Origin of the sequence: Gluconobacter frateurii, assembly GCF_002723955.1 — a bacterium.
Classification (GTDB): Bacteria; Pseudomonadota; Alphaproteobacteria; order Acetobacterales; family Acetobacteraceae; genus Gluconobacter; species Gluconobacter frateurii.
This window is the reverse complement of record NZ_BEWN01000001.1, coordinates 459,867-485,943: the sequence shown is the minus strand read 5'-3', so window position 1 is coordinate 485,943 and position 26,077 is coordinate 459,867. Positions and strand designations below refer to the sequence as shown.

Annotated in this window: 28 protein-coding genes; 6 read left to right on the top strand and 22 right to left on the bottom strand. The window is 57.0% G+C overall.

The window, feature by feature from the left end:
* Positions 1-16: 16 nt before the first annotated feature.
* The 19 genes from gloA to rpoZ all read right to left on the bottom strand — a co-directional run bounded on the left by gloA (position 17) and on the right by rpoZ (position 18,503).
* Entirely contained in the window at positions 17-424 is a 408-nt protein-coding gene (gene gloA / locus GFR01_RS02190) for a lactoylglutathione lyase (protein ID WP_063904229.1), read from the bottom strand.
* The gene (locus GFR01_RS02185) at positions 421-1,266 is read right to left on the bottom strand and encodes an LpxI family protein (RefSeq protein WP_099181093.1); all 846 of its coding nucleotides are present in this window, start codon (positions 1,264-1,266) and stop codon (positions 421-423) included. Before GFR01_RS02185 ends, gloA begins: the two co-directional genes overlap by 4 nt.
* A 2-nt stretch (positions 1,267-1,268) precedes the next feature.
* The gene (lpxA, locus tag GFR01_RS02180; RefSeq protein WP_063904231.1) at positions 1,269-2,126 is read right to left on the bottom strand and encodes an acyl-ACP--UDP-N-acetylglucosamine O-acyltransferase; all 858 of its coding nucleotides are present in this window, start codon (positions 2,124-2,126) and stop codon (positions 1,269-1,271) included.
* A 4-nt stretch (positions 2,127-2,130) separates the two neighbouring features.
* Entirely contained in the window at positions 2,131-2,649 is a 519-nt protein-coding gene (gene fabZ / locus GFR01_RS02175; RefSeq protein WP_063904232.1) for a 3-hydroxyacyl-ACP dehydratase FabZ, read from the bottom strand.
* Positions 2,650-2,751: 102 nt separating this feature from the next.
* The gene (gene lpxD, locus GFR01_RS02170; protein ID WP_167384186.1) at positions 2,752-3,801 is read right to left on the bottom strand and encodes a UDP-3-O-(3-hydroxymyristoyl)glucosamine N-acyltransferase; all 1,050 of its coding nucleotides are present in this window, start codon (positions 3,799-3,801) and stop codon (positions 2,752-2,754) included.
* 23 nt (positions 3,802-3,824) lie between these two features.
* The gene (locus tag GFR01_RS02165; RefSeq protein WP_174694642.1) at positions 3,825-4,739 is read right to left on the bottom strand and encodes an OmpH family outer membrane protein; all 915 of its coding nucleotides are present in this window, start codon (positions 4,737-4,739) and stop codon (positions 3,825-3,827) included.
* Positions 4,740-4,796: 57 nt separating this feature from the next.
* Positions 4,797-7,265 (bottom strand): outer membrane protein assembly factor BamA, encoded by a 2,469-nt coding sequence (gene bamA / locus GFR01_RS02160; protein ID WP_099181091.1) that lies wholly within the window; start codon positions 7,263-7,265, stop codon positions 4,797-4,799.
* A gap of 168 nt (positions 7,266-7,433) precedes the next feature.
* Positions 7,434-8,534, bottom strand: coding sequence for an RIP metalloprotease RseP (gene rseP / locus GFR01_RS02155; protein ID WP_099181090.1), 1,101 nt, complete (start codon positions 8,532-8,534; stop codon positions 7,434-7,436).
* On the bottom strand, positions 8,527-9,750 hold the full coding sequence (gene dxr / locus GFR01_RS02150; RefSeq protein ID WP_099181089.1) for a 1-deoxy-D-xylulose-5-phosphate reductoisomerase: 1,224 nt from the start codon (positions 9,748-9,750) through the stop codon (positions 8,527-8,529). The genes rseP and dxr overlap by 8 nt, the downstream gene beginning before the upstream one ends.
* Positions 9,743-10,591 (bottom strand): phosphatidate cytidylyltransferase, encoded by an 849-nt coding sequence (locus GFR01_RS02145; RefSeq protein WP_099181088.1) that lies wholly within the window; start codon positions 10,589-10,591, stop codon positions 9,743-9,745. The genes dxr and GFR01_RS02145 overlap by 8 nt, the downstream gene beginning before the upstream one ends.
* Positions 10,588-11,268 (bottom strand): polyprenyl diphosphate synthase, encoded by a 681-nt coding sequence (gene uppS / locus GFR01_RS02140; protein ID WP_063904238.1) that lies wholly within the window; start codon positions 11,266-11,268, stop codon positions 10,588-10,590. The genes GFR01_RS02145 and uppS overlap by 4 nt, the downstream gene beginning before the upstream one ends.
* Positions 11,269-11,363: 95 nt before the next feature.
* Positions 11,364-11,930, bottom strand: coding sequence for a ribosome recycling factor (frr, locus tag GFR01_RS02135; protein ID WP_099181087.1), 567 nt, complete (start codon positions 11,928-11,930; stop codon positions 11,364-11,366).
* Between the two features lie 71 nt (positions 11,931-12,001).
* On the bottom strand, positions 12,002-12,739 hold the full coding sequence (gene pyrH, locus GFR01_RS02130) for a UMP kinase (RefSeq protein ID WP_063904240.1): 738 nt from the start codon (positions 12,737-12,739) through the stop codon (positions 12,002-12,004).
* 126 nt (positions 12,740-12,865) lie between these two features.
* Positions 12,866-13,753 carry a GTPase Era gene (era, locus tag GFR01_RS02125; RefSeq protein ID WP_099181592.1) on the bottom strand — a complete coding sequence of 296 codons (888 nt, stop codon included), beginning with the start codon at positions 13,751-13,753 and terminating at the stop codon, positions 12,866-12,868.
* A gap of 25 nt (positions 13,754-13,778) precedes the next feature.
* Positions 13,779-14,513 (bottom strand): ribonuclease III, encoded by a 735-nt coding sequence (rnc, locus tag GFR01_RS02120; RefSeq protein WP_063904242.1) that lies wholly within the window; start codon positions 14,511-14,513, stop codon positions 13,779-13,781.
* Positions 14,510-15,325 (bottom strand): signal peptidase I, encoded by an 816-nt coding sequence (gene lepB / locus GFR01_RS02115; RefSeq protein WP_244902113.1) that lies wholly within the window; start codon positions 15,323-15,325, stop codon positions 14,510-14,512. The genes rnc and lepB overlap by 4 nt, the downstream gene beginning before the upstream one ends.
* Positions 15,326-15,365: 40 nt before the next feature.
* Positions 15,366-15,770, bottom strand: a complete 405-nt coding sequence (acpS, locus tag GFR01_RS02110; RefSeq protein ID WP_099181085.1) for a holo-ACP synthase — start codon at positions 15,768-15,770, stop codon at positions 15,366-15,368.
* A gap of 4 nt (positions 15,771-15,774) precedes the next feature.
* A complete protein-coding gene (locus tag GFR01_RS02105; protein WP_099181084.1) occupies positions 15,775-18,072 on the bottom strand; it encodes a RelA/SpoT family protein in 2,298 nt (765 codons plus the stop codon).
* A gap of 35 nt (positions 18,073-18,107) precedes the next feature.
* Positions 18,108-18,503: a DNA-directed RNA polymerase subunit omega gene (gene rpoZ, locus GFR01_RS02100; RefSeq protein ID WP_063904246.1), complete on the bottom strand. Its 396-nt coding sequence runs from the start codon at positions 18,501-18,503 to the stop codon at positions 18,108-18,110.
* Between the two features lie 209 nt (positions 18,504-18,712).
* Between rpoZ and GFR01_RS02095 the strand changes: the two genes are divergently transcribed.
* Together GFR01_RS02095 and GFR01_RS02090 are read left to right on the top strand one after the other, a co-directional pair.
* Entirely contained in the window at positions 18,713-19,315 is a 603-nt protein-coding gene (locus GFR01_RS02095) for a LabA-like NYN domain-containing protein (protein WP_063904247.1), read from the top strand.
* The gene (locus tag GFR01_RS02090; RefSeq protein WP_174694641.1) at positions 19,312-19,878 is read left to right on the top strand and encodes a uracil-DNA glycosylase family protein; all 567 of its coding nucleotides are present in this window, start codon (positions 19,312-19,314) and stop codon (positions 19,876-19,878) included. The genes GFR01_RS02095 and GFR01_RS02090 overlap by 4 nt, the downstream gene beginning before the upstream one ends.
* Here GFR01_RS02090 and msrQ read toward each other — a convergent pair.
* Positions 19,850-20,479 carry a protein-methionine-sulfoxide reductase heme-binding subunit MsrQ gene (gene msrQ / locus GFR01_RS02085; RefSeq protein WP_099181083.1) on the bottom strand — a complete coding sequence of 210 codons (630 nt, stop codon included), beginning with the start codon at positions 20,477-20,479 and terminating at the stop codon, positions 19,850-19,852. The two genes, GFR01_RS02090 and msrQ, sit on opposite strands and share 29 nt — an antisense overlap.
* A complete protein-coding gene (msrP, locus tag GFR01_RS02080; RefSeq protein ID WP_099181082.1) occupies positions 20,466-21,410 on the bottom strand; it encodes a protein-methionine-sulfoxide reductase catalytic subunit MsrP in 945 nt (314 codons plus the stop codon). Before msrP ends, msrQ begins: the two co-directional genes overlap by 14 nt.
* Before the next feature lie 80 nt (positions 21,411-21,490).
* Between msrP and GFR01_RS02075 the strand changes: the two genes are divergently transcribed.
* Positions 21,491-22,363 carry an NAD(P)-dependent oxidoreductase gene (locus tag GFR01_RS02075; RefSeq protein ID WP_099181081.1) on the top strand — a complete coding sequence of 291 codons (873 nt, stop codon included), beginning with the start codon at positions 21,491-21,493 and terminating at the stop codon, positions 22,361-22,363.
* 72 nt (positions 22,364-22,435) lie between these two features.
* On the top strand, positions 22,436-23,044 hold the full coding sequence (locus GFR01_RS02070) for a superoxide dismutase (protein WP_015072278.1): 609 nt from the start codon (positions 22,436-22,438) through the stop codon (positions 23,042-23,044).
* An 81-nt stretch (positions 23,045-23,125) separates the two neighbouring features.
* On the opposite strand, the gene yajC is transcribed toward GFR01_RS02070, so the two are convergent.
* Positions 23,126-23,470 (bottom strand): preprotein translocase subunit YajC, encoded by a 345-nt coding sequence (yajC, locus tag GFR01_RS02065; protein WP_099181080.1) that lies wholly within the window; start codon positions 23,468-23,470, stop codon positions 23,126-23,128.
* Positions 23,471-23,487: 17 nt separating this feature from the next.
* On the opposite strand from yajC, the gene GFR01_RS02060 reads away from it, so the two are divergent.
* Together GFR01_RS02060 and GFR01_RS02055 are read left to right on the top strand one after the other, a co-directional pair.
* The gene (locus GFR01_RS02060; protein ID WP_099181079.1) at positions 23,488-24,441 is read left to right on the top strand and encodes an ATP-binding protein; all 954 of its coding nucleotides are present in this window, start codon (positions 23,488-23,490) and stop codon (positions 24,439-24,441) included.
* A gap of 149 nt (positions 24,442-24,590) precedes the next feature.
* Entirely contained in the window at positions 24,591-26,009 is a 1,419-nt protein-coding gene (locus tag GFR01_RS02055; RefSeq protein ID WP_408870362.1) for a Hint domain-containing protein, read from the top strand.
* Positions 26,010-26,077: the final 68 nt, after the last annotated feature.

Below are 26,077 nucleotides of genomic sequence, written 5' to 3'. Positions count from 1 at the left end.
TCACTTGAGAAGGCACTCAGTCTTCTGAAGACGTCGGCTTCTTCTCAATAAGCTCGATCTTGTAGCCATCGGGGTCCTGCACGAAGGCAATGATGATCGTCCCGAACTTTAACGGGCCGGCCTCACGCGTTACAGTTCCACCGCCAGACCGGACAGTCTCTACCAGCCCCGCGACGTCAGGCACACCAATAGCGAAATGCCCGAAACCGGTACCGACTTCGTAATCAGAATCCTGATCCCAGTTGTAGGTCAGCTCGATTTCGGCCTGTCCGTGCTCATTATCCGCGAATCCGATGAAGACCAGCGTATAACGCCCCTCACGAACTTCCTTGCGGCGCAGCTCCTTCATGCCCAGAAGGCTGTAGAACGCCAGACTGCGATCAATGTCCCGGATGCGGACCATCGTATGCAGAAATGTGCTCATTTTTCTTCCTTAAGATCTTCGGTCGTCAGCCCATAAAGGAACAGCCCGTATCGGTCAGCCAGAGAAACGCAGCGATCCGGGTCTGTCAGTAGGGTCACACCAGGCTGAAACGCTACCCCGCGCAATCCGTTCCGAGCAGCATTCTCGAGTGTCTCCGGACCAATTGTGGGCATGTCTGCCCTTAAGTCCTGACCACTCTTGGGCATCTTGATGAGAACACCGCCACTTCCAGCCTGCATCAGCTTCCCGCAGCGCCCCAACATCGCGTCAGTGCCCTCCAAAGCCTCCACAGCCAGAACCAGGCCGCTCTGCACGACACATCCCTGCCCGATATCCAGTGCGGCCATGGCGCGCAGAACCTTAACGCCGCGGGCAATATCCTGCTGGGCCTGCTCGTCCGGAGCTACGCGCCCAAGCGTTCCGCTACGACCTGTCGCATGATCCAGAAATTCATGCGCACCGCGGACAATGAAGCCCTCTTCTCCCAGAACCCGGACCACCGCGCCCAAAAGACCGTCATCACCCAGGAAAATGGCACGCCCCAAACGGGCAAGAATGCGCGCGCCTTCCGCATCTGGCCGAAGATCGCGCCAGGCAGGGCGTCTCACGGGACCGATCAGGACCAGTTCACGACAGCCATGTTTTTTAAGAGCCGCCAGGATTTCCCCTACCGCGGCAAGACGGATGATCTCATGCGGATAGGGCGCCAAACGGGCCGTATCCGCAAAATCCCGGAAGCCGACAATAAAAACGGACTTCCCTTTTTCCAGAGCAGCCGCAGCTACCTGTGCAGGCAAGGGGCCTGCCCCGGCCAGAATACCGACGCAACCTCCCCCTGGCATACTCAGGCTCCTTCGGTCTCGGACAATCCCTCATTTCGGGCAACGCGCGTCAGGCCGCGACGGCTTGGCGCTTCCATGAAGTCAAGCATTTCAGCAATGCGTTGCAGATGCCCATATTCGCGACGAACTTCTGCAATGCGCGCTTCCAGAACAACATCCGTGCTGCCATGACGGGGATACAGGGTCCGGAAAGCCCGACGCATGGCCTGCATCTCCTCCGGCCCAACGCCTGAACGCTTCAGGCCAATCCAGTTCAGACCAACCAGACGCGCACGGTTCCCCAGAACGCTGCCATAAGGAATAACGTCCATCTCAACACCACAGACGCCACCAACAACGGCTCCACGGCCAACACGAACAAATTGGTGAAGCGCAGCAGATCCCATGACCTTGGCATCATCCGCGATCTCGACATGACCGCCCATGACAACATTGTTCACGATGATGACCCGATCACCCAGAACGCAGTCATGGGCCACATGCGCGTTCGCCATGATCAGGCAGCGCGCGCCGATCTTGGTCAGTGCATGGCCCTGAGCCGTTCCACGATGGATCGTGACGTTCTCACGAATGATCGTGTGAGCCCCGATTTCGCAGAGCGTCGGCTCGCCAGCATATTTGAGATCCTGAGGGGCCATGCCGATCGTGACGAAGGGATAAACTTCCACCCCTTCACGAAGGGTCGTATGCCCGTCAACGATAACGGAAGCATGCAGGTGCACGCCGTCGCCAAGTGTCACATGCGGTCCGACGACACACCACGGACCAATACGGACATTATCTCCAATCCGGGCCCGCTCATCAACAAGAGCGGTCGCATGGATTTCGGCGCTGTCGGATCGTTTTCCTGCAATCTGCATCAGTTCAGCCCATGATCATGGCACTGAAGGTTGCCTCTGCGACAGCAACGCCGTCAACACGGGCAATACCCTTGAATTTCCAGACATTCGCCCGGGAGCGCTCCTTGACGACCTCGATACGAAGCTGATCGCCAGGCCCCACCGGACGGCGGAACTTCGCACCTTCGATGGTCATGAAATAAACGAGCTTACCTTCGAAAGCCTTCCCAAGCGTCAGAACAACAAGCGTGGCAGCCGTCTGAGCCATGGCTTCGATGATCAGAACACCCGGCATGACCGGATGAGAAGGGAAATGCCCCTGGAAGAAGGGCTCATTGACCGTGACATTCTTGATGCCGACAGCCGACTCACCAGCCTTGATCTCCTGCATCTTGTCGATCAGGAGGAAAGGATAGCGATGAGGGATCGCCTGCATGATCTGCAGAATGTCGATGCTCTCGGGAACCTGAGGTGTTCCCGAAGCCCCTTCTGCCGGGGTCGTCTTTTCAGCCGGAGCGTCCACTCGATCCATCTTCTTCACCATACCCTTCCGGGAGAAATTTTGTCAGTTTTCTGCTCTCCGAGCAGTGCGATTGGCCTCCCTTAGCAAAACTGGTCAAGGGATACCATCCATCACCCGTTCAGGTCAGTCGGTACTCTTTTTGGAGAGCTTTCGCAGAGTGGCCACATTCCTGAAGAACTCCCGGAACGGCATGGCGGGACTACCAATCACATCTGCCCCGGCATCAACGTCAGACATGACACCACACTGGGCCCCGACCCGGGCCTTGTCGCCGATCTTGATGTGACCGATCAGACCAGCCTGGGCCGCAATCGTGACGAAATCACCGAGTTCCGTAGAACCGGAAATACCGGCCTGAGACACCACAATGCAGCACCGTCCCAGTCGCGCATTGTGACCAATCTGCACAAGATTATCGATCCGGGTGCCAGCACCAATCACCGTATCGCGCATGGAGCCACGATCAATGGTGGAATTGGCACCAATTTCGACATCGTCTTCGATCACAACCAACCCAAGCTGGGGAACGGTCTCGAAGCCTTCCGGACCAACAGCAAACCCAAAGCCGTCCTGACCAATCCGCGCGCCTGGATACAGGGTCACACGATGACCAACACGTGCATGGGTCAGGCTGACATGACTGCCAATGCGGCAACGCTCGCCTATCTCAACGCTCCGGCCAATCGTAGCATGCGCTCCGATCAGGGTGCCGCTGCCGATTTTTGCACCATCTTCGATCACGGCAAACGGACCGATCTCAACATTCTCGCCAATGTCAGCTTTCTCGCTCACATAGGCTGAAGGATGTTGAGCACCGCTGGAAGACGGAGCGGGATGAAACGACGCCGCTATCCGAGCCCAGGCAAGGTAAGGCGTCTTGCAAACCAGTCCAGCCGTTTTGGGAGGCAACTTATCGGCAAAGGCGGGTGCGAGAATGACGGCACCCGCTTTTGTGTTTTCCAGCAGGGGCAGATAGCGCCGGTTATCCAGGAAACTGACGTCTTCCGGGCCTGCCACATGCAATGGCGCTACGCCGCGAAACAGCGTGCTCCCGTCCTGACCTTCAAGGGCAGGACGCACCTCACTTCCCGATACTTCTGCCAACTGTGCCAGCCCAAAAGGACCGGCACGAAGGAAGAAGCGCTCATCACCCGGACGCGTCTCGGTGGACATCGTGTCACCCACAGGCTCAGACCTCAGTGATGCTGACGCAGAACGGACTCAGGCTGAGCCGGAGCAGCAGGGGCAGCAGCCTGTTCCGGCCCCTGGGCAGCACGTTGCTCATCAGCCGTCGTTGGCATCTTGCCAGACTTGGCAAGCTGCTCAGGATCGACACCGTCTCCCGGAATAAAGACATGCGGCAGCGTCTTGTTCAGCTGGTTCGCCACTTCTTCCGTGATGTCCTGCTCGCCCACATGCAGCACAACCTGTTCTGCATGCAGAACAAGGTTCATGTTATGCGAACCCGCGACGGCGGCAATGATGCCGTTGCCCTGCTCAAGCTCACGCTCGATCTGGTGGAACCCGACCTGAGCGGCTTCCTGAATGATACGGGCCTGATTGCCGAAATCGCGCTGGTCCTTGGCACGACGTTCCTGCAGATGACGCTCTCTGAGCTGGATCTGGTCAGCGGTCAGGGTCCGAGCTTCGGACTGCAGCTTCTGCTGCTCGCCACGCCATGCACCTTCTTCGCGCTGGACAGCCTGAGCCAGCTTGTCACGGCGCGCACCAAGAACCTGCTGGATCTCCTGTGCGGCGGACGACATCTGCATGACGGCCTGCACGTTGATCACACCGATAACCGCTGCTGGTGGAGGAGCGGCCTTCGCGACTGTGGGCGGGTTCGGAATTGGCGGCAGCGGCAGCACTGGAGGCGCCTGCTGTGCGCTCGGCGCGCCCTGTTCGTCATCCGTCGGAGCCTCGGCTGCAACCGGCACACTCCGGCGCGGCGCTGGCCGTGCAGCCGGAGGAGCATCTGGATGCGCAGCCTTCGGAACAAACCAGCCGCCATTGTTGGCAGCCTGAGCGTGAGCGGACGGAGCAACGGCAAGAACCGTCGCGGCCAGAAGCGCGCCGACCGAAGCCGGACGCATCAGGGAATGAAAGGTCATGACCACCTCTGGAGAAGGGGATAAAATTGCTTGAGGCTTGAAATCAGGCACGCAGTCTTAGAACTGCTGCCCGAAGCCAAAGCGCAGCGGGTAAAGGCGATCGCCCTTTTCCTTACGCAGCGGAATAGCACCGTCGATGTTCACGAGACCGAACGGGCTCTTCCAGGAAATACCAAGACCGGTAGAAACACGCGGGATCATGGTGTCGCCCGTAATAGGGGTATACGCATATCCGGACTCATAACGACGGGAGTAGTCCGTGTACTTCTTCTGGACACGCACACTCGACAGGCTACCGGCATCGACAAAGTAACGACCGGAAATACCAAGATCGTCACCCATCGGCATTGGGAAGTTCAACTGCGCAGAGGCCGTGTACATGAACCGGCCACCCAGAAGATCTTCCTGACCCTGACGCGGAAGATAATCAAGCGTCGGGCAGGACCCGTTGACATAGGCGCCAGTACAGATGTGACCAGAACGCGGACCTACACCACCCTGGAGGAAGCCTCGCAGGTTTTCACCACCCAGATAGAAGTTATCAATGATGTTGCGCTTGCTGTTGGAATCCCAGTCGCCCATGTAGCCCACGCCGCCCTTGAACTGCATGGTCCAGTCATGACTGCCGGTAATCCGGTCCAGCGGCAGGTAGTAAGCTCCGTCTGCCTTGAAGCGGTAGTATTTTGCATTACCGCCAACGCCGGCAAAATCTCCACCCACCTTCATCATGTAACCCTCATGAGGGTTCATGCGACGGTCACGACGATCATAGGTCAGAGACGTGCTCAACTGGGACAGAAGCGACCAGCCAGCAGACTGCTGCACATACACGGAAGGAACCCATTCAATGTAAGATGGGTCTGCGGCAATCGTCGCCGCATCGTAGAAGTTACCGACCTGACGATCTACAAGGGTATAGCTGAAGGACTGCGACAGATAGCGGTTGTATGCATATCCGAGACGCAGACTCATGCCGTACTGGGATTCTTTATAGCTCTGATACGTCTGGTAGTTATTCTGGATAAAGTAGAAATCAGCACCAGCAACAAGGTTACGGTTCAGGAAGTACGGATCCGTAATGGAGATATCCGCCTGCTTCTCATAATACGCAACCGTTCCGGAAATACCGGCATCAATGCCAGTTCCCAGCATGTTGTGCTGCTTGACTGACGCATTACCGAGAACACCAACGTCCGTTGAGTAACCGCCACCCAGCGAGAATTCGCCAGTTGGCTTTTCCACGACATTCGCAGCAACGTTGACCCGGTCAGGTGCAGAACCCTGCGTCTGGTCAACCGACACCGTGCTGAAATATCCAAGGTCCTGCAGAGCAAGTTTAGAGTACTTCTTGTCAAACGGGGTGTACGGGTCGCCCTCTGCCATCGGCAGGTTACGGCGGATCACGTTATCGCGGGTAATGGTGTTGCCGTTGATGTCGATACGCTCGACGTAGACATGCGGACCTTCTGTAATATCGAACAGCAGATCCACGATCCGCTTTTCAGGATTACGTGCGATCTCGGAACGCACCATGGCAAAGGGATGCCCCTGAGCCTGAAGCCACTCCTGCATGTCCGTTGTGTTATGCTGGATCGCTGTTCCATCATAGATCTGATGCTTGAACAGCTGGATCTTTGGCCTCATCATTTCAGGCGTCACACGGCGCACGTTGGAACGAATGTCCATCTTGCCGATATGATACTGATCACCCTCGTGGATGGTGAACGTCACATAGAAGGACTTGTGATCAGGCGAAAGCTCACCTGTCGCGTCCACCATGTGGAAATCAACATATCCGTTATGGAGGTAGAACCGGCGCAGCAGTTCGGCATCATACTTGATGCGCTCGGGGTTATATTCATCCGAGGACGAGAAGAACCGGTACCAGGTGTTTTCCTTGGAAGAAATCACCTGCGCCAGACGGGCTTCACTGAACGCATGGTTGCCCACGAACACGATCTTGTGGATCAGCGTCTGCTGGGCTTCGTTGATCTTGAAAACCACATCAACCCGGTTGTGAGACAACTGGATGATCTGCGGCGTAACCGTCGCACCGAACCGCGCCTTGCCAGCATACTGGTTCAGGATCTTCTGACGATCAGCGGCCGTGGTCTGAGATGAGAAAACCGCACGCGGGCGAAGGCTGATTTCCTTGCGGAGATCCTCATCCTTCAGTGCATGGTTACCCTCAAAGACAATACGATTGACGATGGGGTTCTCAACCAGATTCACCAGAAGCGTATTGCCATCACGATGAAGGGTTACGTCCTTGAACAGGCCGGTCGCGTAAAGCGACTTCAGAGACCGGTCGAGATCATCCTGGTTAAAGGAATCTCCCGGCTGGGCAACCATGTAAGAAAGAACCGTGCTGGTTTCGATACGTGTATTGCCAGAGACCGTAATGGCCTGGATCACGTTGCTACCCGAGGCTGCACCTGATGCCTGGTGCTGACGTGCGGAACGGGCCTCCGCCACACCGAGGGCGGTCGGGAGAAGACATGCCGATGCCAGAAGCAACAGACGCATGTTCGGGGACCGGGAACCTCTTGACCGTGATCCTGACAAACCGGTTTTCCTTGTAACAGATTTTTCGTAGGCGCATGACACGCTACGCCATTGGCGGAGGTATCCGAAAAGCCCCCCACCATGCAAGATCTCCCTTCACTCACGAAGAGTTACGGGGCGTATCGCAGCCTAGCTGCCGGCGTGAAACATCCAGTGGAACAAGCCGATATTTGTCAGGTCATTCACCGTAGAAAAAAGGAAAAGTGCGCCGATAAGCGCCATTCCGACCTGCATACTTACTTCCTGTACACGCCGTGAAACAGGACGCCCCTTGATGGCTTCAATGGCATAAAAGATCAGTCGTCCACCATCGAGAACCGGGATCGGAAACAGGTTTATAAGCCCAAGATTGATGGACAGAAGCGCCATGAAAGACACAATGCTCGCCATACCATAGCTGGCGACCTGACCTGACATCTGTGCGATTCGGATCGTTCCGCCCAGCTCTTTCGCGCTGCGTTGGCCAGAAAGGATCTGCCAGACGCCCTGCAGCGTGCGCACAGACATCGTCCAGGTCTCCTGCACACCCATTACGGCAGCTTTACCTGGCGAAACAGGATGCCCGGGAGAAGCAGCAAATCCCACTCCGAGCACGCCAGTCGCATGCGAGCCGCTTTTTAGAGCCCCAATCGTGACCGGCAGGGTCAGATCTTCTCCGTTGCGACGAATTCCAAGCGTTGTCGTATCGTTCGGGTGAGAGGCAACAGTCCCCATCACATCTTCAGGACCAGAAATGGAAAGTGGACCGATACGCGTGATCACATCACCCGTTTTCACGCCCGCCTTTTCCGCAGCACTTCCTGCGACGACCTGAGAAATATCATTCCGAAGCTCCGGCTTGCCAACAGTCGCAAACAGCAGCGTGAAAGCAATAATCGCGAACAGGAAGTTGAACATAGGCCCCATGACAATCACCAGGGCCCGAGAGCCTACAGGTTTGTCATGGAATGTCCTGCCCGGAATCCAGGCCGCTTTCTGCTCATCCGTCGCGTCATCCGGCCCTTCAAACCCATGAGGTTTGACGTATCCGCCCAACGGGATAGCGCTCAGGCGCCATTCCGTTCCGGACTTGTCATACCAACGTCGCACGGCCGGCCCGAAACCAATGGAAAAAGTCTCAACCTTCACGCCACGCCAGCGCGCCGCAAGGTAATGTCCCAGTTCATGGATGAAAACCAGAATGCCAAGAATCAGGACATAGGCGATGATGGTGCGCAGAAAATCATGCATGCAGGGCATTCTCGCTCGCTGTATTCCGCAGACGGCCGCTTTCCCGAAGAATATGCTCCTCGGCAAGCGCGCGACCACGGGCATCCCATTCCAGGACTTCATCCAGTGTCGTCAGCTCAGGATTTTCGGTCATGGCCTGAAGAGCACTATCGATCGTCTCACCAATACCAAGAAAACCGATCCGGCGGTTCAGAAAAGCATCAACGGCAATTTCATTAGCCGCTGAGAAGACCGCGGGAGCCGCCCCCCCTGCCCTCAGCACCTGTCTCGCCAGCCGCAGTGGAACAAAACGCATCTCATCCGGCGCTTCGAAATCCAGACGTCCAAATGCTGCAAGATCCAGCCTCTGACAGGGTGTTTCCATGCGCTGCGGCCATGCCAAGGTGTGCGCAATAGGAATACGCATGTCTGCCGAGCCCATCTGAGCGACGAGACTGCCGTCCCGGAACTGTACCAGCCCATGAACCACAGACTGCGGATGCACCAGCACGTCAATCCGGTCTTCAGTCAGGCCGAACAGACGAGCCGCTTCAATTACTTCAAGGCCCTTGTTCGCCATCGAGGCGGAGTCAATCGTGATCTTGGCACCCATTGTCCATGTCGGATGCTTCAGGGCCTTTTCTGGGGTAGCCGCACGCATGTCTTCCAAGGAAGACTGACGAAACGGGCCGCCAGATGCTGTCAGGACAATCTTCTCGACCGTGCTCATGTCGCAGCCGCCAAGGGCCTGTGCAATGGCATTGTGCTCTGAATCCACCGGCAGCAGCGTCGCCCCAGCTTCACCGACAGCGCGAAGCATAACATCGCCAGCACACACAAGCGCTTCCTTGTTCGCCAAGGCGATTGCGTAGCCGTTGCGGGCCGCGGCGAGCGTAGGCTCCAGCCCTGCTGCACCCGTAATGGCTGCCATCGTCCAGTCAGCTTCCATGGCACCGGCTTCAATGACAGCCTGACGCCCCGCAGCGGTCCGAATGCCACTGCCAGCCAACCGGGCTTTCAATTCCTCATGCAGGCTTTCATCATGAATGACAGCGATTTCCGCACACAATTCGCGAGCCTGCTCTGCCAGCAGTGCAACATTGCGGCCACCCACCAGAGCACGAACCTCAATATCCGCTGCCATACGCTTGAGCAGATCAACCGTTGACGTACCGATACTGCCCGTACTGCCGAGAACACTGATCCGGCGAGGCTTGGCCACAGAACCGTCAGTCATGAGAAGAACTCCCCTGAGGAATGGTATGATGTGCAGACCCGCCTACCAGATCCGCAGGAGTGACAGACCAGAACACCTGTCCGAAAGCTGCCAGAGAAAGAAGAGCGGCTAGCGGCGCCGCCGCCAGAAGGCCGTCAAACCGGTCCAGCAAACCGCCATGGCCTGGAATAAGGGTGCCGGAATCCTTAACGCCGAGGCGACGTTTGGCCGCGCTTTCGATCAGGTCGCCACTCTGGGAAAAAATTCCCAGCACAGCACCCCAGATCAGGCCGCCACCAACAAATCCCAAGCCAGAAAACCACGCTACCGCCCCACCAGCCAGGGAGGCCCCCACCAGCCCCCCGATCGCGCCTGAACGTGTTTTCCCAGGCGAAATGGAGGGTGCAAGCTTTGGGCCGCCAAAGACACGTCCAAAAAGATACGCAAAGCTGTCGCTGGCGATTACAACGCACAAAACGAACAGAACGCTCTCAAAACCCGCAGGCAGATGGCGAAGCCAAAGCAGCGAAAGTCCGCCCAGGATCGATACGATCACCGGAAGACAGGCTGGCACACCAAAAACAAGACTTGGCCAGACCATCCAGAACGCACCACTCCACTCACCCCGCAATGCGGCAACGCCCGAGACAAGCGGCCAGAAAAGGAGCAGAATACCGCGCCATGTCGGCAGAGGCTGGCGGATTAGGGTTTCCCCTTCCCAAACCAGCCCGAACATCGCCAGCAGAATGAGTGCATTATAAATCATGCCACCCTGCCAAAGGCAGATCCCGGCCACAGCAACCAGAATAACAGCCGATGACAGCCGCAGCTTCAAATCAGACCAGCGGGACGAGCCACTCATGCCGGTCGGCCACCAAAACGCCGCTGACGGCCAGCAAAATGAGACAGCGCCTGAAGAAATTCAGCCTCACCGAAGTCCGGCCACAGAACATCCATGAAGACCAGCTCTGCGTAAGCACTCTGCCAAAGCAGAAAATTGGAAAGGCGGCACTCACCGCTTGTCCGAATAACCAGATCGGGGTCTGGCATATCCGAGGTCTGGAGGGTACTCGCCAGCCGCTCTTCAGTAATTTCCGAAGGTGCCAGCTCTCCTCGCGCAACCTGATCGGCAAGCCGCCGTGCAGCCTGCGCAATATCAGCACGACCACCATAGGACAGAGCCAGCGTTAGTGTCAGCGTCGTGTTATTGAAAGTCTTGGCTTCAGCGCGCCTCAGTTCCTCGCGTAAAGCACCCTCAAAGCGCTCAGGCTCGCCAATCACTCTCAGCCGCACGCCCTGCTCATGCAGCTCATTGAGCTTATGACGCAGATAGAAGCGCAAAAGAGAGGTCAGATCACCGATCTCTTCCGCAGAACGTCGCCAGTTTTCCGAAGAAAAAGCATAGAGCGTCAGGTAACGAACGCCCTGCCGAATGGCGGACTTGACACAACCCTGCACGGACTCCGCCCCTTTCCGGTGCCCGGCCACGACCGGCAGGCTACGCGAGCGTGCCCATCGGCCATTGCCGTCCATGATCATGGCGACATGCACAGGAACGGCACCCCTTTCCTCGTGAGAAGGTAAAGGAGCAGCCACACTGGGTTTAGGTACGGATCCGATCGTCAAGAGAAAGGTCAGACCTGCTTGATCTCGCGTTCTTTATCCGCGAGCGTATCATCAACTTTCTTGACGTACTGATCCGTCAGTTTCTGAATGGAATCAGACCAGGTCTTCAGATCGTCCTGGCTGATTTCACCCTTCTTTTCGAGCGCCTTTGCCTGCTCCATGCCGTCACGACGGACGCCACGAATAGCGATTTTGCCATTCTCAGCGTAGCGATTGGCTGCACGGGCAAGCTCGTTACGGCGCTCTTCCGTCAGCACAGGAATCGGCACGCGAATGGTCTGTCCGTCAGCAGCCGGATTCAGACCTAGACCACTATCACGAATGGCACGCTCAACAGCGCCCACCACCGTCCGATCCCAGACAGAAACCGTCAGCATACGCGCTTCAGGAACGGCAATGGAGCCAACCTGGGACAAGGGCACTTCGGAGCCGTAGGCCTCGACACGAACAGGCTCCAGCAGGTTCGGGCTCGCACGGCCGGAACGGAGGCCAGAGAGATCACGACGAAGACTCTCAATCGCACCGTCCATACGGCGCGTAAGATCGTCTATCAGGTCTTTCAGGTCAGCAGGCATAAGCTGTTCCTTTGCAAAATCGACGTAAGGTTCAGGAGTTTATCCTGAAAGGTTCGTTGAAAATGAGGCTTTCAGCCAGCCTCGATGACCCGCGTAAAGCGGCCTTCACCACGCACGACGGCGGCAAATGCGCCCGGAGCATGCATGTTAAAGACCACAATCGGCAATTTATTTTCACGGGCAAGGCTGATGGCCGCCGCATCCATGACATTCAACTGCCGGGCCAGAACGTCCATGTAGGTCAACTGGTCATAACGCACAGCATCCGGGTTGCGACGCGGGTCATCGGAATAAATTCCGTCAACCTGCGTGCCCTTGAACAGAGCATCACATTCCATTTCGTTGGCACGCAGGGCTGCAGCCGTATCGGTCGTGAAGAACGGATTGCCCGTTCCTGCAGCGAAAATAACGACCCGCCCCTTCTCCATGTGACGAACGGCACGACGACGGATGTACGGCTCGGCAATCGCCGCCATCTGAATGGCGGTCATGACACGCGTCTCAAGCCCCTGACGCTCCAGACCATTCTGAAGCATCAGTGCGTTAATGACGGTTGCGAGCATACCGGCATAATCACCCTGCGCACGATCCATGCCACGCGCTGCGGCGGACAGGCCGCGGAAAATGTTACCGCCACCGACAACCAGGCACACCTGCACGCCGGATGCCACAACCGCAGCAATATCGGCGGCAACCATATCCACCATTTCCGGGTCCACTCCACCGGAGCCCTTGCCCATCAGTGCCTCGCCGGACACTTTGAGCAGAACGCGCTTGTAGGAGGGGCTTTCTTCTCGTTTGTCGGTCATCGTGCCCGTCTCTTGCTGGATTATGGTGACTTTGCGCCTGTTCATACAGACGCACACGGCTGGGAACAAGCGATGTCAGAGGAGAGACGTCACAAGACGCCCTACGCCCTCAGACAGACGCTCGTTTTACTCTTCCAGACCGATTGCTCTCAAACGGGCTTTTTCCTCATCCCACCCTGCACGCTCCTTCACGTTCAGGAAAAGATGGCAGGGCCGCTCCAACAATCCCTGAAGCTCCATACGGGCGCGAGCGCCAATGGACTTGATCTTGTGGCCACCTTCGCCGATCAGAATGGCCTTATGGCCCGGGCGAGACACATAAATCGTTACCTCGATGCGCACTGAGCCATCAGGGCGCTCTTTGAAGCTCTCAGTCTCGACTGTTGCCTGATAGGGGATTTCCTCATGCGTCTGCATGAAAATCTGTTCCCGAACCAGTTCCGCGGCCAGCAGGCGGTCAGGCAGATCCGTCAGGTCGTCTTCCGGGTAAAGATAAGGCCCCTCCGGCAACTCACGCGCCAGATGGTTCATCAGATCTTCAACACCATCGCCGGAACGCGCGCTCAGCATGAACACATGCTCAACAGTCAGCAGACCGCTGACTTCCTGCGTGAGGGGCAGAAGCTCCTCTGCACTGACCAGATCCGTCTTGTTCAGAACAAGCCAGATCTTCTTATTGCCCTCAGCCAGCTTGGCGATGATCTCCCGGACGTCTTCGCGCAGACCCGCTTTCGCATCAATCAGCAGAAGCGTGAGATCAGCATCCTGCGAACCCGTCCAAGCGGCGTTCACCATCGCCCGATCCAGGCGACGGCGCGGCTTGAAGATACCCGGCAGGTCAACGAGGATGATCTGGGCGTCCTGATGAACCACGATCCCCAGCGTCCGAAAGCGCGTTGTCTGCGCCTTGGGACTGACAATGGAGAGCTTCGCCCCGGCAATCCGGTTCAGCAGAGTTGATTTTCCAGCATTCGGCGCCCCGACAAGGGCGACGAAACCGCAGCGTGTGGTCATGTTCCTATCCTTTTCCACATGCGCCTCACGACGCCACGTCTTGACCAAGAAGTTTCAGAAGATCGATCGCAGCGGCACTTTCCGCCACGCGCTTGCTTCCCGCTTCCCCACGCCCCGTCAGACCCCGGGCCTGAACAGCGACGCGAAAAACCGGCGCATGAGACGGCCCTTCAGCAGCGAGAAGCTCATATTTCGGGAGCGGCAACCCTTGCGACAAAAGGTATTCCTGCAGCAGGGTCTTCGGCTCCTTGTGAGGACGGGCCTGATTATCAATCCGGCTTCCCCACTGCTTGCGAACAACCTGACGTGCCGGCTCCAGCCCTGCATCCAGATAGAGCGCCCCCAGAAGGGCTTCCATTGCGTCCGCACGGATACTGGACAGACGCCGAATTCCCGCAGCCTCTTCATGAGGGGAAATTCTCAGCGCCGATGACAGTCTGATATCGTCAGCAATCTCTGCCAGAACAGGCCGTGACACCAGATGCGCATGCCTGGGACCAAGCGCCCCTTCCTGCTCCAGCGGATACTGCTCAAAGAGCCATTCCGCCATCAGCAGGCCCAGAACGCGATCCCCAATAAATTCAAGCCGCTCGTTCGAACCAGTCCCCTTCGGCCCCTGAGCACGCTTCCCTTTGCGAGGATCACGCCCACTGACCGCCGAGCGATGCGTCAACGCCTCCAGAAGCAGATCCCGGTTTGCAAAACGATGGCCGAGTGCCTGCTCCATGGCCTCCATGGCCTCTTCCTGTGACAGCTTCATGTGACAGGATGCAGAAAGCGATTCCAGCGGATCTCGACAGGCCAGTACCAGAACTGCCACGCCGGATGCCGCAGATCGATTGAGAACAGGACCATCGGCGCACGACCGACAAGGTTCTGCATCGGCACATAGCCAAGATCGTCCGGGCCATCTCCCTGGAAGCGGCTGTCGGCGCTATCGTCACGGTCATCGCCCATCGCGAAGAAGTACCCCTGCGGCACAACGTACTCAGGCGTATCGTTGGCAAAACCCTCGTCCGTCAGCTTCAGGATGTCATGGTCGACAGGCGCACGCCCCGCACTTCCCGGCAGGCTTTCACGATATCGCTCTCCGCTGAGGAGACGATTGTTCTCGTCCAGCACCTCATAATGACCAAGAGACGTCCGGGGCACCTCAATTCCGTTCAGGAAGAGCTTGCCGCCCGTCATCTGGATATGATCACCCGGCAGACCGACAATGCGCTTGATGTAATCAATGGATGTATTCTGCGTATACCGGAAAACTGCGACATCCCCACGATGCGGCTCCGCCCCCATGACCCGACCATTGAACAGGTTTGGTGAAAACGGAAATGAGAACCGGGAATAGCCGTAGCTGAACTTCGAGACGTAAACGAAGTCCCCGATCTGCAGGGTTGGAATCATGGAACCGGACGGAATGTTGAACGGTTCGAACACCAGAGAACGCACAGCCACAACTGCCAGCACCATCAGGGCGAGCCAACGCACGGTCTCGCCCAGAGATTCTTCACGGGCTGCTGGCTTTACGCCAGCCTTCTCTGAACCCTTCACGGGGCTTTTCTCCTGAGTCATGAGACGCTCTTAACGCAGCTTGCCCGCAATGGCGAGCGCTTCAAACCTTAACAGACTGAATGAGGACCTGCGCCAGTGCAAAGGGAGGATCATCCGTCAGGCTGACAAGCACGTCCGCCCGGCATCCTTCAGGCGTCAAACGCTCCAGAGCAAGACGAGCCCCACCCGACAAAACGAGTCTGGGCGCTCCCCTGCCATCATTCAAAACACCAATGTCCTGAAGCTGCACACCGTCAGCAACCCCCGTCCCCAAAGCCTTGACGCAGGCCTCCTTCGCGGCCCAGCGCTTGGCGTAGCTTCCCATGCGAGCAGCACCTGATAAGCGCTCTGCATGAGTGCGTTCAGCATCCGTGAAAACCCGGTCCAGAAAACGGGCACCAAACCGGTCAATGCTACGCTCGATGCGGGAGATCATGCACAGGTCCGTCCCCATGCCAAGAATCACTCCGTCACCCCTTCGCGCGCTCGACCTGCATGACACCCACAGCCGTCCGGAAGGCAGCAATCAGGGACGAGAGATGCCTCAGATCACGCACCTCAAGATCCACCAGAATCTCCATGAAATCGAGCTGGCGATTCACGATCTTCAGGTTAACGACACTGCCACTGTGCTTGGCCGCCGTATTGGTCAGCGTTGCCAGAACCTCCGGCTCATTAGCGGCAATTACAGACAGACGAGCCGTATAAGGCACTGAATCCTTGCGGCGACCCAGAGCCTCATAGTCCCAGTCCACTTCAATGAAACGTTCCGGCGTATCGGCAAAACTCGAAAGATTCTGGCATCCGCGCCGATGAATGGTCACGCCCTTGCTCTGGGCAATGATGCCGACAATGGGATCCCCCGGTAGCGGACGACAGCATCCGGCGAAACTCGTCGCAATGCCCGATCCAATACCTGTGAGAATATTGGTGGACTGGACGGGTGCCGGTCGCGCAGAGCCATTGCCAGCGCCCAGCAAAAGCGACTGACCAAAACGCGGAGACAGCCCAGGCACCATCCGCGGAGCGCGACCGGTCTGACGCAGATCCGGATAAGCCGTGTTGACCACATCTTTCGGGCCAAGCTGACCATTACCAACCGCGACATACAGATCTTCCACGGAAGCCTGCCGCAGTTCCTTCAGGATGCCATCCAGCACCTTTTCGGAACCGTCCACACCTTCCTGACGGAACGCTTTGGCAATCGCAGCACGCCCATTGTCCACATGGACCTGACGCTGCTGAGCCGCCACAAAGCGCCGCACACGTGCACGCGCCTTGCCTGTGACGACGAACCGTTCCCAGGACGGAGACGGCGTGCCGCCGCGAGCCGTCATGATCTCGACCTGGTCGCCGTTCTGAAGCTCGTGACGCAGCGGCATCAGCCGCCCGTTCACCTTTGCCCCTACGCAGGTATCACCAACCTGACTGTGAACCGCGTAAGCAAAATCGACAGGCGTTGCGCCACGCGGCAGGGAAATCAGTTGCCCCTTCGGCGTGAAGCAGAAAACCTGGTCCTGATAAAGTTCAAGCTTGGTATTTTCGAGGAATTCGTCCGGAGCCTGACTGTCTTCCAGAATTTCCAGAAGGTCCTGCACCCAGCGCAGCTTGCGACTACCAGCGCCAAAAGCGGAGGACAACGCCGCCGCCTCACGCTCGCTGGGAGTTGCGTCTTCTTTATAGGCCCAATGCGACGCCACACCGTTTTCGGCGAGGTCATGCATTTCGGCCGTTCGAATCTGAACTTCGATCTTTTGATTGCGCGGATGCCGCAGCGTTACCCCGGTATGAAGGCTCTGGTAGCCGTTCGCCTTAGGCGTAGAGATGTAATCCTTGAAACGCCCGGCAATCATTGGGTAGGCGCCGTGGATCGCCCCCAGCGCCATGTAGCAGGCATCACGGGTTGGAACGAGCAGACGGAACGCCATGATGTCCGAAAGCTGCTCGAACGCCACATTCCGGCGCTGCATTTTTTCCCAGATGGAAAAAGGCGATTTTTCACGCCCGGTCACTTCTACCTTGTCGAGGCCAGCTTCCGCACACAGAGCAATCAGTTCCTTGCGGATATGCTCGATGATATCGGCCCCCTGCCCGCGAAGGAAGTTCAGGCGCGCCCGGATGGTCGCGTCAGCTTCCGGCTCAAGCTGGGCAAAGGAAAGGTTCTGGAGCTCCGTCTTGACCCGGTCCATACCAATGCGCTCGGCCAGTGGCGCATAGATATCCATGGTTTCACGGGCGATACGCTGCCGTCGATCCAGCCTCTGGACATAATGCAGCGTGCGCATGTTGTGCAGACGATCGGCAAGCTTGACGATCAGGACCCGGATATCCCGCGACATCGCCAGGACAAGCTTACGGAAATTCTCCGCCTGCTTCGTCCGGTCAGACTGAAGCTCAAGCCGCGTCAGCTTCGTCACGCCGTCGACAAGAGACGCAACGTCCTCGCCAAAGCGGTTTTTCAGGGACGCACAGGAGACACCCGTATCTTCAACCGTATCATGCAGCAGGCCAACGATGATGGACGTTGTATCCATCCGGAAACCTGCAAGAATATTGGCTACGGCAATAGGATGCGTGATGTAAGCATCACCATTATCCCGGCGTTGCTCGTTATGAGCATCTGCTGCCAGATCATAGGCAGCTTCGACACGGGACAGGTCGGCTGTCGGATCATAACTTTCGATCCGACGGAGCAGCCCGCTGATGGAAGGCTTGAAATCTCCCGTTGCGACAGCGGTCCGCTCAACAGGAGGAGATGCGTCAGGCATGATGCGCACTCCTCTTTGTCAGGATAGCAGAGAAATCAGCGGCGACCCCGGCCACCCAGCTCTGCTTCAATGGCAGCAGCTTCGTCAGAAGACATGTTCTCAGCCATGTGAGCATGCTCTTCTTCGGAAGACACATCCTGCAAACCAAAGATGTTCTGATCGGTCGGGATGATGTCCATGACTTCTTCGTCTACTGGCTCCGGCTCCGGCGCACGGGCCAGAGAGCGGATAATGCCATCACGCAGCCCATTCAGGCTCAGCTTGTCTTCAGCGATTTCGCGCAGTGCAACAACAGGGTTCTTGTCATTGTCACGGTCAAGCAGCATTTCTTCGCCGCGAGACAGAGCGCGGGCACGCTGGGCAGCCAGCAGAACCAGCTCGAAACGGTTGGGAACCTTTTCGATGCAATCTTCGACGGTTACACGCGCCATGCGACTGGCCCCCTTCGGGTAAAACTACAAAAAATGGATACAAGAAGAAACTGGCATTAGCACGCTGAACGTGGCAATGCAACGCGTGCCCGCTTTTCTGCCATAATCACAATGAAAACTTAAGTGTCTCCGGGATCGTTTGACCTGTTCATGGCAGGGCCACCACAGCTCCCTGCGCGGGAAGATCATTTTAAAATCAGGAATATCATATGCTTCTGCGTCAGAACGAACGCACCGCTCTCTTCATTGATGGCGCCAGCCTTCACCATGCTGCACGCAACCTCGGGTTTGAAGTCGATTTTCGCAGCCTTCGCTCCCTGTTTGAAAGCCAGTGCCAGTTTCAGCGCGCCTTCTATTACGCGGCCATGCCTGAAACGGACGACTACTCCCCTCTTCGTCCCCTTACAGACTGGCTCGCCTATAACGGCTTCCATCTTATTCTGAAAAATGCCCGTGAATTTACGGATCATTCAGGAAGACGCCGTATCAAGGGGAATATGGATGTCGAACTCACCGTCGATCTGCTCGAACAGTCTTCAAGACTGGATCATGCCGTTATCATCAGCGGTGATTCCGATTTGCGCCGCGCCGTCGAAGCGGCCCAGAACCGTGGCGTACGCGTGACAGTCATTTCCTCGATGCGTTCGACGCCGCCGATGATCGGAGACGATCTGCGCAGACAGGCTGACCGCTTTGTGGAACTGGCCGATATCGCCCCGTCCTTTACACGCCGCCAGTCAGAACAGCGGACACGTCAGGCGCCTGTTCGTCATCCAGCAGACCTCAACAGCGACGAGAACAGCGACACATGATACCCCAGGCTTCTTCCGGATCACCAACCCTCGTCTCAGTGCCCGCAACGCCAGAACCCACGACAGATCATCAGGGCATTGGCGCCCTGTCTGCCGAACTTCTGGTGATTTGCCTCGATCCGGCGGAAGCTACCCAGACACTTGTTTCTCTCCTCCAGGAACAGGGAATGGTTTTCACATCCGATGAAAGTGGATCTTCTCTTATCAGGGCCCGCATCACCGGCGTGACAGCATCGCTGCCTACAGATGGCGTTCCTCAGCCAGATGAACTGGAACGGTGTAGCGCAGCCCTCTGCCGCGAACTTCAGACCATGACCCAGCTTCGTCTGGTTCTGGTGCTGGGTGTCAGTGCGCATATCACAGCGCTTGGAGCCTGCGGCATTCCCCTGACACGCCTTGATTTCAGACCCGGCGACATCACGCGCCTCCCCGACGGCCTGCTCCTCGCAGACGCCTGTCACCTTCCTTTCGATCCGGTAAGCAGCGAGCTGCTGGCTCAGCGCAGAAACGTCCTCATGGATCTGATACCGAAGATCAGAGCCGCCCTGCGCCCTTCCGCCTGAAACTGATCCAGATCATCGGAGCCCTTGCCAGAAGAACGAGGGCCAGCAGACTCAGATAAAGCGCACTTGTTCCGTTCAGTGTCTTGAACGACAGGAAAAAGTGAATGCCAGCAAGAATGGCTGCACCGTACACAAGGCGATGCAGTCGCTTCCAGCCTCTCTTCAGGCGTTTCATCGAAAACCGGTTGGACGTCAGCGCCAAAGGAAGCAGCAGCGTAAGTGCTGCCATACCAAGAATAATAAACGTTCGGTGCGTCAGATCCCGCCAGAAAATTCCGACATCAAACTGAAGATCCAGCACGACATAAGCGGCCAAATGCAGAACGGCATAGAAAAATGCGAGCAAGCCGGTCAGCCGACGAAAGCGCACCAGATTGAAGCTGACAACCCGCTGAAGAGGCGCCAACGCCAGACAGACGAGAAGAAAGCGGAACGCCCAAAGACCGAGAGATCGCTCAAAGACATTGACCGGGTCCGCCCCCAGATTCCCATTCTGCCCTTCCCAAACCAGCCATACGGCAGGCAGCAGGCCGAGCGGATATAACACTATAGACCAGTGACGCCGGACAAACGCAGGCGCTGCGCTCCTAGAAATTGTCATGCAGATTCATGCCTCGATACAGGCCTGCCACCTGTTCTCCGTATCCATTGAACATCAGCGTCGGCTGACGTTTCGTGCCGAAAAGCGTTTTGGAGCCGATGACACGCTCACTGGCCTGACTCCAGCGGGGATGATCGACCTGCGGGTTCACATTGGCATAAAAGCCGTATTCGTTCGGCGCGAGACGATTCCAGGTTGTCGGAGGCTGTTTATCCATCACCCGGATGCGCTGGATGGATTTGATACCCTTGAAACCATATTTCCACGGCACGACCAGCCGGATCGGCGCACCATTCTGGTTCGGCAGGCTCTCGCCATAAATCCCGACAGCCAGGAGCGTCAGCGGATTCATGGCCTCATCCAGTCGCAATCCCTCGACATATGGCCATGAAATTCCAGAGAATGCGCTGCTCTGCCCCGGCATTTCCGAAGGCCGCACGATACTTTCAAATGCGACGTATTTTGCTCCACTTTCCGGCTCGGCAGCCTGAAGCAGTTTGGCCAGTGGAATCCCATCCCATGGAATGATCATGGACCAGGCCTCCACACACCGCATCCGATAAATCCGCTCTTCAATATCAGCCGACTTCAGCAGTGCCCCGACATCCAGCCGTTGCGGCTTTTTTACCATGCCACTGATTTCAAGCGTCCACGGTAGAGGATGGAAGTCACTGGAATGGGAGACCGGATCATCCTTCTCCATCCCGAACTCGTAGAAATTATTATACCCGGTCACGAACTCTTCCGGCGTCGGCGTCAAGCCGCCGGAATACGGACCTGGATGCGTTTTCAACGCCTCAGCGCTCGCGGTCCCGGCCAGCATGGCGGTCAGGCTCAATGCGCCAGCCCCAAGCATTTCCCGACGTGACAGATAGACGTCTTTGGGTGTGATGTCCGAGGGTGCCGGACGCGGATAGCGAAAAATCGCCATGATCAATTTCCGATCTGGATGAAACTCTGGCAGCCATAGTGCGTGAGTTTGTGCAACGCATAGTCAAGGAGCCTGTTTGCATGCCCGATATGAAAATCGGTTTTATCGGCTACGGCGCCATGGCCCGCCTCATGGGTGCCAACCTGCGACGTGCTGGGTATTCCGTCGTGGCTTTTGCACCATCGGGAGGCAAAGACGAGACGGAGATGCTGCCTACTCCGCGCGCCATTGCTGAAGCCTCAGACGTCATCATCCTTTGCGTTCCCACCGATGCAGCAGAGAACCAGTCCCTGCACGGTGACGACGGAATGCTCGCCGGCATTTCCGAAGGCAAACTTGTTCTGGACACGTCCACCGTTTCTCCTGAACAGGCTCTCGCACTGGCCAAACTGGGAGCAGAAAACGGCTTTGTCGTTCTTGAAACCCCAATGTCAGGCAGCACGCCCGAAGCCGAAACGGGCGATCTGGTCATGCTGGCAGGTGGTGACGCAGAAACCGTGGAACGGGCGAAACCGATTCTGGATGTCATCGGGAAGCTAACGATTCACGCCGGACCAGTAGGGTCCGCCGCTCGCCTCAAGCTCGTCATCAACGGCATCATGGGCGCCACCCTGAATGTCGTGGCAGAGGGCGTCAGCTTCGGTCTTTCCTCCGGTCTGGATCGGGACGTCCTGTTCAATGCTCTACAGCAGGTCGCAGTCATCAGCCCCCATCACAAGCGCAAGCTCAAGATGGCGCAGGACAAGTCTTTTCCATCCCAGTTCCCCACACGGCTGATGTCCAAGGATATGGGACTGCTGATGGATGCAGGCCGAAAAGCCGGAGCTTTCATGCCCGCCATGGCGATAGCGGATCAGGCTCTGGCTCTTTCGAACCGTCGTCATGCCGATGAGGATTACTCAGCCCTGCTCGGCGCGATGGAACACAGCGTTGCCAACACGCCTCATAAATGAGATCGGTTGTGCCAGCGGTCACTCATCATCCCTGAAGAGCTGACCCCTTCATTTTTGCCAAGGAGTAACATCATGGCCTTCGAACTGCCTTCACTGCCCTACGCCGCCAACGCGCTCGCAGGCGCTGGCATGTGCCAGGAGACCCTGGAACTTCACCACGGCAAGCATCATCAGGCCTATGTCACGGCCCTGAACGGCTTCGTCGAAAGCAAGCCGGAACTGGCTGGCAAGTCCCTTGAAGAGATCATCGCGTTCTCTCATGGCAAGCCTGACATTGCTCCGGTCTTCAACAATGCCGGCCAGCACTGGAACCATATCCTGTTCTGGAAGAACCTGTCCCCGACAGGCGGCAAGCTGCCGACATCGCTCGAAAAGAAGATCACGGAAGACTTCGGCTCCGTGGACGCCTTCAAGACCGCATTCAAGCAGGCTGCCACGACGCAGTTCGGTTCCGGCTGGGCCTGGCTCGTTCTCGACAAGTCCGGCAAGCTTGCCGTGACGAAGACGGCCAATGGCTCCAACCCGCTCGCCGAAGGTCAGGGCAAGGCCCTTCTCGGCCTCGATGTCTGGGAACACGCCTACTACCTCGACTTCCGCAACCGCCGTCCGGACTACATCACGAACTATCTGGACAAGCTGGCGAACTATGAGTTTGCAGAAGCTGAACTGAAGTCTGCCTGAATCTTTCAGACAGTCTGAAAACGGAAAACGCCCCGACCGGTCTCCCGGCGGGGCGTTTTTCTTGGCGCACTATGACCCCGATCAGGAGTCGTTTGCAGCCTTGTCGCGAGACACGATGTTCGTGATCGTGCTGCGAACGATCTTTACGCGAACGCCCTGAGCAATTTCGACATCAACTTCATCGCTGCCGTCACGCGTCGCCTGCACGACACCAACGATACCGCCAGCCGTCACGATCTTGTCACCACGACGCAAACCGCCCTGCTCTTCACGGAGCTTGCGCTGACGCTGCTGCTGCGGACGGATCAGCAGGAAGTAGAAAACCACGAAGATGAAGATCATCGGGGCGAACTGAAGCACCGTCGGGTTCGCAAGGAGCCCGCCGCCATCGGCGGCCTGTGCGGAAGAAATGAACAGACTGCTCATGGATTATTGGTCCAGTCTTGAGTGAAACGTGCGCGGACCATATCGTCCGCAGTTTCCCCGTCAAGGACGGGCGCTTCCTTCATCACTGGCACAAAGCGAATTCCATGACCGATCACGCCCTGTTCAGCGTCCTTGAACGTATTGCGGACAGCCTCGAACGCATGAGCCCCAAGCCGCCGAGTGCTGATATCCTGAAACATCATGATGCATTCATCTGGCAGGCCGCGATGGGAACGCTGGCTCCTGTCGAGAAGGTATGCGGCGTTTCGCTTTCACTGCTTCGCGGCATTGAACGACAGATTTCGCAGGTCATGACAAATACACGTCATTTCGCGGAAGGCTTCACGGCCAACAACGTGATGCTCTGGGGCGCTCGTGGCATGGGCAAGTCCTCGCTAGTGAAGGCTTCGATTGCCACGGTCAATGCCGAACAACGCGCCAAGGGACAGCCGACACTGGCCCTGATCGAAATCCAGCGCGACGAGCTTTCCACCCTACCGAAACTTCTGGCCGTCCTGCGCACGACCGATCGCCGCTGCATCCTGTTCTGCGACGATTTGTCCTTCGAAAGCCAGGACGCTGACTACAAATCCCTCAAATCCGTTCTGGATGGTGGCATCGGCGGACGACCCGATAACGTTCTTGTCTACGCAACCTCGAACCGCCGCCACCTCATGCCACGTGACATGATCGAGAACGAAACCGGAAGCGCCATTAATCCATCCGAAGCCATCGAAGAGAAAGTCTCTCTTTCAGACCGGTTTGGCCTCTGGATTGGCCTCTATGGCGCTAGCCAGGACGAATATCTGGATATCGTCCAGACCTACGCCGCCGCCCGCAAACTTCCCATCTCCCCGGAAGACCTGCGCCGGAAAGCCCTTCAATGGTCCCTCACACGAGGAAGCCGCTCCGGGCGCGTTGCGGCCCAGTTCATCGACGATCTCAGCGCAGAGCTGGGCAGCCACCCCTGAGGCCTGTTTCAAACCAGATTGCACGGAAGCATCGAACGCAATTGGCGGTAGGCAGAGGTTATTTTAGAAGCACCGCCAATTCTTTGTTTCTTTATTCTTGTCACTATTCTATAGGTTAGCATAATACGAACACTCGAAGGATGACTGCCGTGGCACCCCGCCAGGTCATAAATAACGGAACATATACCCTGACTCTCGCTGACCTGAGCAGCAGCGGTCAGGTCTCTAATGTTTTTACAGATGTTACAGTGACAGTGAGCGGGAAAACCCTCTCTTTCACGGTAAACGGGACATCTTATTCTTATACTTACGACTATTCTTGGGGCTCCACATCCCTGAATGAGATTATTGCAGGGAACGGGCATGGTGGTTATTACATAATAACAACATCCAAGAGCAATATCGGAACGTCTTATAGCTACAGCTACAGTTCAAATACTTCAAAAAATCAGTGGACTGTCACGAGCAACGGAAAGAGCTACACCCTTAATCAGGACTCTACGATGTCCTCTTCAGGAAGCTTCGATCCATGCTTCCTGGCCGGAACTCTCATTCAGACGCCCCACGGCCTGGTAGCGGTCGAAGATCTGAAAATTGGAGATGTTCTCTCCATCACCCTCCCGAATGGTACGGCAGCAACCCGGAAAGTCATCTGGGCCGGATCAAACCGGAAGCAGACTTTCCCGTGGCAGAATGATGATGAAGCTGGCTATCCCGTCCGGATCCTAAAAAACGCAATTTCTGAAGGCGTTCCGTTTAAGGATCTTCTGGTAACTGCCGAACACTGCCTCTTCCTGAACGGACATTTCATCCCGGCACGTATGCTGGTGAACGGTCGTTCCATTTCCTACGACCGCTCGATTACCTCTTATGACTATTACCATGTCGAAACCGAGGATCACTCGATCATCACGGCTGACGGTGTACAGACCGAGACATACCTCAACACCGGTAACCGCGGCATGTTCAGCCAGAGCGGCACGGTGGTCAGCCTGACGAGTCCAGCCAAAAGCTGGGAAGCAGATGCGGCAGTTCCCCTCACGACAGACCGCGCCATTGTCGAACCCATCTTCCGCGAGATCGAAGCCCGGGCTGAACATGTAGCCCCTCACACAGACGCCCCCCAGACTGTTCTGACATCCGATTCAGACCTGCATCTTGTGTGCGACAACGGATGCACGCTCCGCCCGGTGAAGACTGAAGTGGGCAAGGTTGAGTTCATGCTTCCAGCAGGGGTTCGCGCCATTCAGATCATGTCTCGTGCCAGCCGCCCTTCAGATGTGGTTGGACCATTCCTGGACGACCGCCGCACACTTGGCGTACCGGTTGGAAACGTCACGATCTCAAATACCAAAGGCACACAACAGATCACATCCCACCAGACTGAGGCACCGCTCGCCGGCTGGTATCCTACAGATGCGTCCCGCTACCGCTGGACGGCAGGAAGCGCGTGGCTTTCTCTTGAAGAACGCGCCGAGGACGGCATGGCCATCCTGAGCATGGAAATTGCTGGCTCAGGCCCTTATGTCGTGTCCGTAGATGAGGCTCAGACCGCACTCCGCGCCTGATCGGCCTAGAACTCACAAAAAAAACCGCCCGGCGAATGTCGGGCGGCTTTTTCCATACTCTATCTGAT

Excerpts from the sequence above, each read along its gene's own strand:
- gloA (WP_063904229.1), bottom strand. The coding sequence starts at position 424 with ATGAGCACATTTCTGCATACGATGGTCCGCATCCGGGACATTGATCGC.
- GFR01_RS02185 (WP_099181093.1), bottom strand. The coding sequence starts at position 1,266 with ATGCCAGGGGGAGGTTGCGTCGGTATTCTGGCCGGGGCAGGCCCCTTG.
- lpxA (WP_063904231.1), bottom strand. The coding sequence starts at position 2,126 with ATGCAGATTGCAGGAAAACGATCCGACAGCGCCGAAATCCATGCGACC.
- fabZ (WP_063904232.1), bottom strand. The coding sequence starts at position 2,649 with ATGGTGAAGAAGATGGATCGAGTGGACGCTCCGGCTGAAAAGACGACC.
- lpxD (WP_167384186.1), bottom strand. The coding sequence starts at position 3,801 with ATGTCCACCGAGACGCGTCCGGGTGATGAGCGCTTCTTCCTTCGTGCC.
- GFR01_RS02165 (WP_174694642.1), bottom strand. The coding sequence starts at position 4,739 with ATGACCTTTCATTCCCTGATGCGTCCGGCTTCGGTCGGCGCGCTTCTG.
- bamA (WP_099181091.1), bottom strand. The coding sequence starts at position 7,265 with ATGCGTCTGTTGCTTCTGGCATCGGCATGTCTTCTCCCGACCGCCCTC.
- rseP (WP_099181090.1), bottom strand. The coding sequence starts at position 8,534 with ATGCATGATTTTCTGCGCACCATCATCGCCTATGTCCTGATTCTTGGC.
- dxr (WP_099181089.1), bottom strand. The coding sequence starts at position 9,750 with ATGACTGACGGTTCTGTGGCCAAGCCTCGCCGGATCAGTGTTCTCGGC.
- GFR01_RS02145 (WP_099181088.1), bottom strand. The coding sequence starts at position 10,591 with ATGAGTGGCTCGTCCCGCTGGTCTGATTTGAAGCTGCGGCTGTCATCG.
- uppS (WP_063904238.1), bottom strand. The coding sequence starts at position 11,268 with ATGATCATGGACGGCAATGGCCGATGGGCACGCTCGCGTAGCCTGCCG.
- frr (WP_099181087.1), bottom strand. The coding sequence starts at position 11,930 with ATGCCTGCTGACCTGAAAGACCTGATAGACGATCTTACGCGCCGTATG.
- pyrH (WP_063904240.1), bottom strand. The coding sequence starts at position 12,739 with ATGACCGACAAACGAGAAGAAAGCCCCTCCTACAAGCGCGTTCTGCTC.
- era (WP_099181592.1), bottom strand. The coding sequence starts at position 13,753 with ATGACCACACGCTGCGGTTTCGTCGCCCTTGTCGGGGCGCCGAATGCT.
- rnc (WP_063904242.1), bottom strand. The coding sequence starts at position 14,513 with ATGAAGCTGTCACAGGAAGAGGCCATGGAGGCCATGGAGCAGGCACTC.
- lepB (WP_244902113.1), bottom strand. The coding sequence starts at position 15,325 with ATGACTCAGGAGAAAAGCCCCGTGAAGGGTTCAGAGAAGGCTGGCGTA.
- GFR01_RS02105 (WP_099181084.1), bottom strand. The coding sequence starts at position 18,072 with ATGCCTGACGCATCTCCTCCTGTTGAGCGGACCGCTGTCGCAACGGGA.
- rpoZ (WP_063904246.1), bottom strand. The coding sequence starts at position 18,503 with ATGGCGCGTGTAACCGTCGAAGATTGCATCGAAAAGGTTCCCAACCGT.
- GFR01_RS02095 (WP_063904247.1), top strand. The coding sequence starts at position 18,713 with ATGCTTCTGCGTCAGAACGAACGCACCGCTCTCTTCATTGATGGCGCC.
- GFR01_RS02090 (WP_174694641.1), top strand. The coding sequence starts at position 19,312 with ATGATACCCCAGGCTTCTTCCGGATCACCAACCCTCGTCTCAGTGCCC.
- msrQ (WP_099181083.1), bottom strand. The coding sequence starts at position 20,479 with ATGACAATTTCTAGGAGCGCAGCGCCTGCGTTTGTCCGGCGTCACTGG.
- msrP (WP_099181082.1), bottom strand. The coding sequence starts at position 21,410 with ATGGCGATTTTTCGCTATCCGCGTCCGGCACCCTCGGACATCACACCC.
- GFR01_RS02075 (WP_099181081.1), top strand. The coding sequence starts at position 21,491 with ATGCCCGATATGAAAATCGGTTTTATCGGCTACGGCGCCATGGCCCGC.
- GFR01_RS02070 (WP_015072278.1), top strand. The coding sequence starts at position 22,436 with ATGGCCTTCGAACTGCCTTCACTGCCCTACGCCGCCAACGCGCTCGCA.
- yajC (WP_099181080.1), bottom strand. The coding sequence starts at position 23,470 with ATGAGCAGTCTGTTCATTTCTTCCGCACAGGCCGCCGATGGCGGCGGG.